Source organism: Polaromonas sp. (assembly GCF_049790275.1).
Classification (GTDB): Bacteria; Pseudomonadota; Gammaproteobacteria; order Burkholderiales; family Burkholderiaceae_C; genus Polaromonas.
Map to the genome: position 1 here is coordinate 47,891 of NZ_JBAQYR010000100.1, position 7,579 is coordinate 55,469.

At 65.1% G+C, this 7,579-nt stretch carries 7 protein-coding genes; 6 read left to right on the top strand and 1 reads right to left on the bottom strand.

From position 1 onward, the window contains the following. Window positions 1-2 precede the first annotated feature (2 nt). The 6 genes from WA904_RS13690 to WA904_RS13715 all read left to right on the top strand — a co-directional run bounded on the left by WA904_RS13690 (window position 3) and on the right by WA904_RS13715 (window position 7,267). Window positions 3-3,299 carry an efflux RND transporter permease subunit gene (locus tag WA904_RS13690; protein ID WP_425197676.1) on the top strand — a complete coding sequence of 1,099 codons (3,297 nt, stop codon included), beginning with the start codon at window positions 3-5 and terminating at the stop codon, window positions 3,297-3,299. Window positions 3,300-3,340: 41 nt separating this feature from the next. After that, window positions 3,341-4,612, top strand: coding sequence for an NAD(P)/FAD-dependent oxidoreductase (locus WA904_RS13695; protein ID WP_425197677.1), 1,272 nt, complete (start codon window positions 3,341-3,343; stop codon window positions 4,610-4,612). Between the two features lie 34 nt (window positions 4,613-4,646). Continuing rightward, window positions 4,647-4,871, top strand: a complete 225-nt coding sequence (locus WA904_RS13700; protein WP_293592775.1) for a YgaP family membrane protein — start codon at window positions 4,647-4,649, stop codon at window positions 4,869-4,871. 28 nt (window positions 4,872-4,899) lie between these two features. After that, window positions 4,900-5,346: an OsmC family protein gene (locus WA904_RS13705; RefSeq protein WP_425197678.1), complete on the top strand. Its 447-nt coding sequence runs from the start codon at window positions 4,900-4,902 to the stop codon at window positions 5,344-5,346. Between the two features lie 115 nt (window positions 5,347-5,461). Next, the gene (locus WA904_RS13710) at window positions 5,462-6,808 is read left to right on the top strand and encodes a DUF3422 family protein (RefSeq protein ID WP_425197679.1); all 1,347 of its coding nucleotides are present in this window, start codon (window positions 5,462-5,464) and stop codon (window positions 6,806-6,808) included. A 78-nt stretch (window positions 6,809-6,886) separates the two neighbouring features. Continuing rightward, window positions 6,887-7,267, top strand: a complete 381-nt coding sequence (locus tag WA904_RS13715) for a rhodanese-like domain-containing protein (protein WP_425197680.1) — start codon at window positions 6,887-6,889, stop codon at window positions 7,265-7,267. A gap of 149 nt (window positions 7,268-7,416) precedes the next feature. Here WA904_RS13715 and WA904_RS13720 read toward each other — a convergent pair whose 3' ends face one another. Continuing rightward, window positions 7,417-7,542: a helix-turn-helix domain-containing protein gene (locus WA904_RS13720; protein WP_425197681.1), complete on the bottom strand. Its 126-nt coding sequence runs from the start codon at window positions 7,540-7,542 to the stop codon at window positions 7,417-7,419. Window positions 7,543-7,579: the final 37 nt, after the last annotated feature.

A 7,579-nucleotide genomic window follows, 5' to 3' on the forward strand; every position in this document is an offset into this window, starting at 1 on the left:
CCATGAACGACCCCACATCTTCCGGTCCCGCCCGTCTTGGCGCCTCGGGGCGCATGGCGGCGGCCTTCCAGTCCAATGCGATCACGCCGCTGCTGGCGCTGGTGGCCTTGCTGCTGGGGCTGTTCGCTGTGCTGGTCACGCCGCGCGAGGAAGAGCCGCAGATCAACGTGACCATGGCCAACGTGCTGATTCCCTTCCCCGGGGCCAGCAGCGAAAACGTGCAGAACATGGTGGCGCGGCCTGCCGAGCAGGTGCTCAGCCAGATTGCAGGCATTGAACACACCTATTCTGTGGCCCGCCCCGGTCTGGCCGTGCTGACGGTGCAATTCAAGGTGGGCGTGCCGCGCACCGAGGCGCTGGTGCGCCTGTATGACGTGCTCAACGCCAACCAGGACTGGCTGCCGCGTGACCTGGGCACACTCGCGCCCATCGTCAAGCCCAAGGGCATTGATGACGTGCCGGTGCTGGCCGTCACGCTCTGGAGTGCGGACGCGCTCGCCGCCAACGATCTCGAGCGGGTGGCCAGCACGCTGGAGATGGAGCTCAAACGTGTGCCGGGCGCTCGTGAGGTGCAGACCCTGGGCGGCCCAGGCCGCGCCGTGCATGTGTGGCTGGACCCGGTGCGCCTGCGTGAACGCGGTGTTGATGTGCTGGGACTCAAGCAGACACTGGCCGCGGCCAATTTCGGCATGCCCTCGGGCTCGGTGCTGGACCCTTCGCGCCAGCCGGCCCAGATGCTCAGCGTGGAAACCGGCGAGTTTCTTTCGTCGGCCGAAGACATCGGCTCCCTGGTCGTCGGTGTCAGCAAGGGCAAGCCGGTCTACCTCAGCGAAGTGGCCCGCATCGAGGCTGGCGCCCGGCTGCCACAGCGTTATGTGTGGTTCACGCCGGGCGCAGCCGGGACAGCTGGCGGCACGGATGCCGCGCGGCAGCCGGCAGCGGGGCAAGTCTATCCGGCAGTGACCCTGACGGTGACCAAGAAGCCAGGCGAAAACGCCGTGGATGTGGCGCGTGCGGCCAACGCCCGGCTGGAGGCGCTGCGCAACACGGTGATCCCGGCCAACATCCAGACCACCGTCACGCGTGACTATGGCGAGACCGCGGCGGAAAAAGCCAACAAGCTGATCCAGAAGCTGGCCTTTGCCACCGGCTCGGTGATCTTGCTGGTGGGCTTTGCCCTGGGCCGCCGGGAGGCCGTGATTGTCGGCGCGGCCGTGATCCTGACGCTGATGGCCACGCTGTTTGCCAGCTGGGCCTGGGGCTTCACACTGAACCGCGTGTCGCTGTTTGCGCTGATTTTTTCCATCGGCATCCTGGTGGACGACGCGATCGTGGTGGTGGAGAACATCCACCGCCACCAGCAGCTGTATCCGGAAAAGTCGCTGGCTGCCATCATTCCCGGCGCGGTCGACGAGGTGGGTGGCCCGACCATCCTGGCCACCCTGACGGTGATTGCCGCGCTGCTACCCATGGCTTTTGTGAGCGGATTGATGGGGCCTTACATGAGCCCGATCCCGATCAACTCCAGTCTCGGCATGGCGATTTCACTGGCCATTGCCTTCACGGTCACACCGTGGCTGGCGCTCAAACTCATGAAAGCGCACGGCCCGGGACACGGTCACGAAGCCGCCGCGAAGCCGGGCGGACTGGGTCCCAAGCTGCAGCGTTTCTTCACGCGCATCCTCACGCCCCTGCTCGACAGCGCGCGCAAGCGCTGGCTGCTGCTGGCCGGCATCCTGGTTGCCTTGCTGCTGTCGGTCGGGCTGACCATGGTGCAGTGGGTGGTGCTCAAGATGCTGCCCTTTGACAACAAGAGCGAGTTCCAGGTGGTGGTGGACATGCCGGCCGGCACGCCGCTGGAAAACACCGCGGCTGCCCTGCACGAGCTGGGCGCTTTCCTGGCGCAGCAACCCGAGGTGCGCGACCTGCAGGGTTATGCCGGCACCGCCAGCCCGATCACCTTCAATGGCCTGGTGCGCCAGTACTACCTGCGTGCCGAGGCCGAGCAGGGCGATCTGCAGGTCAACCTGGTGGACAAGGCACACCGCAGCGACAAGAGCCACGCGATTGCCCAGCGCCTGCGCCCGGAGCTGGAAAAAATCGGCGCGCGCCATCAGGCCCGCATCAAGGTGGTGGAAGTGCCGCCCGGCCCGCCGGTCATGAGCCCCCTGGTGGCCGAGGTCTACGGCCCGGACGAGGCCGGCCGTCAGGCGCTGGCCAGGCGCATCGCCGCTGCTTTTGCGGCCACGCCCGACATCGTGGGCATCGACACTTCGCTCAAGGAAGACGCCCCACGTGCCCACCTCACGGTGCACCGCCAGCGTGCCGAGTCGCTGGGCATTCCGGTGGCGGCGATTGCGCAGACGGTGCAAGGTGCACTCTCGGGCGCGGATGCCGCCTATATGCATGACGGCCAGTCCAAATACCCGGTGCCGGTTCGCCTGCAGCTGCCGCTGGACAGCCAGGTCGGGCTCGATGCCCTGCTGGCCCTGCCCATGAAAGCCGCGAATGGCCGCATGGTGCCCTTGTCCGAGCTGGTGCAGGTGGAACGCGGCGTGATCAACAAGCCGCTGTTCACCAAGGACCTGCAGCCGGTCAGTTATGTGTTCGGTGACATGGCGGGGAAACTCGATTCTCCGCTGTACGGCCTGTTCGGCATCCGGCCCAGGCTGGCTCAGGCGGCCCTGCCTGAAACCGGCGAACTGGGTGAATACTGGATCAACCAGCCGCCTGACCCTTACCGCGAGTACGCCATCAAGTGGGACGGCGAATCGCAGATCACCTACGAAACTTTCCGCGACATGGGCACCGCCTACGGTGTGGGCCTGATCCTGATCTACCTGCTGGTGGTGGCGCAGTTCAGGAGTTACCTCGCGCCGCTGGTGATCATGGCCCCCATTCCGCTGACCATTATTGGAGTGATGCCGGGGCACGCGCTGCTCCATGCCCAGTTCACGGCCACCAGCATGATCGGCATGATCGCGCTGGCGGGCATCATCGTGCGCAATTCCATCCTGCTGGTGGACTTCATCGAGCTGCAGGTCGCGCAGGGCATGGCCTTCAAGGAGGCCGTGGTGAGTTCGGCCGCCGTGCGCGCGCAGCCGATTGCGCTGACCGGCCTGGCCGCCATGATCGGCGCCTTTTTCATCCTGGACGATCCCATCTTCAACGGCCTGGCCATTGCGCTGATCTTCGGCATCCTGGTGTCCACGCTACTGACGCTGGTGGTCATTCCGGTTCTCTATTTCGCGCTGTACCAGCATCGGGTGGCCCCGCCGGCTGCGCGCATTGAAGCCTGAGCAACGGACTGATTTTTCAACCTGAACCAAGGAGACATGACATGGCCAACATCATCATCATGGGTGCCGGAATAGGCGGCATGCCGGCTGCCTACGAAATGCGGGAGCTGCTGCCGCCCGAGCACAAGATCACGGTGGTCAGCGCGGTGGATTATTTCCAGTTCGTGCCCTCCAACCCCTGGGTGGCGGTGGGCTGGCGCAAGCGGGACGACATCGTGCTGAAGATCGCCCCCCTGCTGGAACGCAAGGGTATTGCCTTTGTACCCAAGGCCGTCACCACCATCGATGCCGAGGCCAGGCGCCTGACGCTGGAAGGCGGCGACAGCCTGGACTACGACTACCTGGTGATCACCACCGGGCCCAAGCTCAGCTTTGACGAGGTTCCCGGTGCCGGCCCCCACGGCGGGCACACCCATTCCGTGTGCACCGTGGCGCACGCCGAGGCGTTCTGGGCGGAGTACCAGGACTTCCTCAAGAACCCCGGCCCGGTCGTCATCGGTGCCATGCCGATGGCCAGCTGTTTCGGGCCGGCCTACGAATTCGCCTTCATCCTTGACGCCGACCTGCGCAAGCGCAAGCTGCGCCACCTGGTGCCCATTACTTTCGTGACCAGCGAGCCCTACATCGGCCACCTGGGCCTGGGCGGTGTCGGTGACAGCAAGTCCATGATGGAGTCGGAGATGCGCGGCCACGACATGAAGTGGATCACCAACGCCAAGACCACGCGTGTCGAGGACGGGAAAATGTTTGTCACCCAGGTCGATGACCTCGGCAATGTGTACAAGGAGCATGAAGTCCCGTTCAAGCTGTCCATGATGCTGCCGGCCTTCAAGGGCGTGGACGCGGTGGCGGCGGTGCCGGGGCTGTGCAACCCGCGCGGCTTTGTGCTGATCGACGAACACCAGCGCAGCAAGGCCTGGCTCAACATCTTTGCGGCCGGCGTCTGCGTGGCCATCCCGCCGGTGGAGGTCACGCCTGTGCCGACGGGTGCGCCCAAGACCGGTTACATGATCGAGACCATGGTGACCGCGATCACCCACAACATCGCCGACGAAATTGCCGGCCGGCCAGTGCAGGCCAAGGCCACCTGGAACGCGATCTGCCTGGCCGACATGGGCGACACGGGGGCAGCCTTTGTGGCCTTGCCGCAGATACCGCCGCGCAACGTGAACTGGTTCAAGAAAGGCAAGTGGGTGCACCTGGCCAAGATCGCGTTCGAGAAGTATTTCATCCGCAAGATGAAGACCGGCAACTCGGAGCCGGTGTATGAGAAGTACGTGCTCAAGCTCCTGGGCATCGTGCGCCTGAAATAGAACCAACCTTTTTTTTAACTCTCTGGAGAATTTCATGACTGTCGAACGTTACATCCGCATCATTGCCGGCCTCTTCATCCTGGCTTCGCTCGCACTCGGCATCGAGGGCAGCCCGCTGTTTGTGAGCAAGTGGGCCCTGGCCTTCACCGCCTTTGTTGGCTTCAACCTGTTCCAGTTCGGGTTCACCAACATGTGCCCCCTCGGTTTCATTCTCAAGAAGCTGGGCGTGCCCGAGTCCAAATTTTCTTGCGGTACCTGAGCCTGTTCATCTTCAACCCGGAGGCGCCATGAGCGACACCCTCGTCCAGGTCAGCCTGGTTCAGCAGCACGACTACCGCTTTGACATCCAGTTTGGCGGGGCGATTCCGCTGCTGACCGGCGATGAACCGGCGCCACTGGGGACGGGCCTCGGGCCCTCGCCGGTGCAGTTGCTCAGCGCCGCCGTCGGCAACTGCCTGAGCGATTCGCTGCTGTTTGCGCTGCGCAAGTTCAAGCAGGCCCCGGAGCCGATACGTTGCGACATCACCTCGCAGGTGGGCCGCAACCCTGAAGGGCGCCTGCGTGTGCTGGCCATGACGGCGCAGTTGACGCTGGGTGTGCCGGCTGCCTCGCTGCAGCGCCTGGACCGCGTGATTGAGCAGTTCGAGGCGTTTTGCACCGTCACCCAGAGCGTGGGGCAGGGCATCCCGATCACCATCGAAATTTCTGACAGCACCGGCCAGCGCCTGAAATAAATAGCACCGGTCTTCCATGCCTTCCGCTTCCTGGCCCTTGGGGGTTCCTCATGAAAAGAGGGTCCAGCCCTTGCCGGGAAAGCGCAGGCAGCTATCAAAACGGTAGTATCGGGCTATGACTTCAAGCCTGCCATCCTCTGCAGATTCCTTCTCTGCGTCTTTCGCCTTGTTGCCGCCCGACGATGCGCAGCGTGCCGTGCTGCACAACGAGCTGCATGCACGGCCGTCGGCCCGCGTGCGGCTGCCGGCACTCATCATTTATGTGGCGGTCCTCAACGCCGGCGTGACGCGCGAGCAGGAGTGGGCGCACCTGCACCGCCTGCCGGGTCAACAGGATTTGCCGCTGGACAGCCTGAGCGGCAACTTCCTGAGCCTGCGCTGCGAAGGCTACACCGTGCAGTGGGAACGGCACACCGAATTCACGCGTTACGCCGTCGTGCAGCCGTTGCCCGCCAGTGCGCTGCTGGGTGCCGCCGAGCCGGCCCTGTTGTCGGCCCCGGTGGTGGCGCCGGGCTGGTTGCCCGGCATTCCGGGGCGTACGGTGGCGGCCATCCAGCTGGCCCTGGTGCACGGTGACCTGTCCGGCGAGGAGGCGCTGATGGCGCAGGCGCTGGCCTGGTTCGGCGGCCGGGCCGTGGTGGCTTCGCAGCTGGGCAACGGCCACTCGTGGGCGGTGACTGAATTCCACCTTGGCGCCGACGGGTTCGAACGCATGCTGGTGATCGCCCCGCCGGGCACGACCGACATGCGCGCCGGCCGCATCTCCCAGCGACTGCTGGAACTCGAGACCTATCGCCTGATGGCGCTGCGCGGCCTGCCCGTGGCAAAAGCGCTGGGCCCCATGCTGGCCGGGGCCGAGGGGCAGCTGGCCGACATCACCGCGCGGCTCGAAAACAAGTCGGCCTCCGACCAGGACCTGCTGGACACGCTGGTGTCGCTGGCGGCCCGGGTGGAGCGTGCCACGGCCGAGCATAACTACCGCTTCTCCGCCACGCGGGCCTACAGCGCATTGGTCGGCCAGCGCATCAACGAGCTGCGCGAAAAACCCATTCCTGGCACCCAGCTCCTCGGCGAATTCATGCAGCGGCGCCTGTCGCCGGCCATGGCCACGGTGGCGGCGACGGCGCAGCGGCTGGCTTCCCTGTCCGAGCGGGTGTCGCGCACCAGCGCGTTGCTGCGCACGCGTGTGGACATCGCCACCGAGGTGCAGAACCAGCAACTGCTGGAAAAACTCACGCGCGGGCAGGAACTGCAGTTGCGCCTGCAATCCACGGTGGAAGGCCTGTCGATTGCGGCCATCTCTTATTACGTGGTGAGCCTGCTGCTGTATGCGGGCAAGGCATTCAAGGCCGCAGGGGTGCCCGTCAACCCGGAGATTGCCGCCGGTGCCCTGATTCCGCTGGTGTTGTGGGGCGTGTGGCGCACCACGCGCCGCATCCACGAAAAAATCCGCGCACCCTGAACTTCCGGGATCCGGCGCACGCGCCGGCTGTCGACCTATCCCAGATCCGATTCTTCACTTTGCTACCAGGAACACCCCATGAAAACCGCCCATGATCTCGTCGCCGCGGCCAAAACCCGCGTGCAGGAAATCGCCGCGTCAGACGCCGAAACCGCGGTGCGTGATGCCGACGTGCTGGTGGACGTCCGTGAAGCCGACGAATACGCCGCCGGTCACATTGCAGGCGCGGTCCTTGTCCCGCGCGGCCTGCTCGAGTTCAGGTTCAGCAGCACGCCGGCGCTGCAGCCGAGAGACCTGAAGATCGTGCTGTACTGCAAGACCAGCGGCCGCGCTGCCCTGTGCGGCGCCGCCCTGCACGAGATGGGCTACCTGAACGTGCAGTCGATAGCCGGCGGCATCGATGGCTGGGTGGCGGCCGGCAAGCCGGTGGTCAAGCCGGAAGCGCCGTCCTTTGAATGATCACGCCCGAGCCGAAGCTGGTTGAAGAAGCGCGTCGTGCGGCGGTGCGGGAAGATCCTGAAATTTCAGTGAAATAAGCTCCCAGCCCTTGTTGGTACTGCGCAGGCAGCTATCAATCAAGGAGCAAAAACGCCTGATATCGGGCCGGGTCAGTTCTGTCCCAATGCCCTGAGCTTGCGGTAGAGCGAGCGCTCGCTGATGCCCAGCCTGGCCGCGAGTTCAGCGCGGCTGCCGTGATGGGTGGCCACCAGTTGTTGCAGGGCCGACTGCGCCATCTCCTGCAGTGCGCCCGGCCTGGGCGCGGTGCTTGCC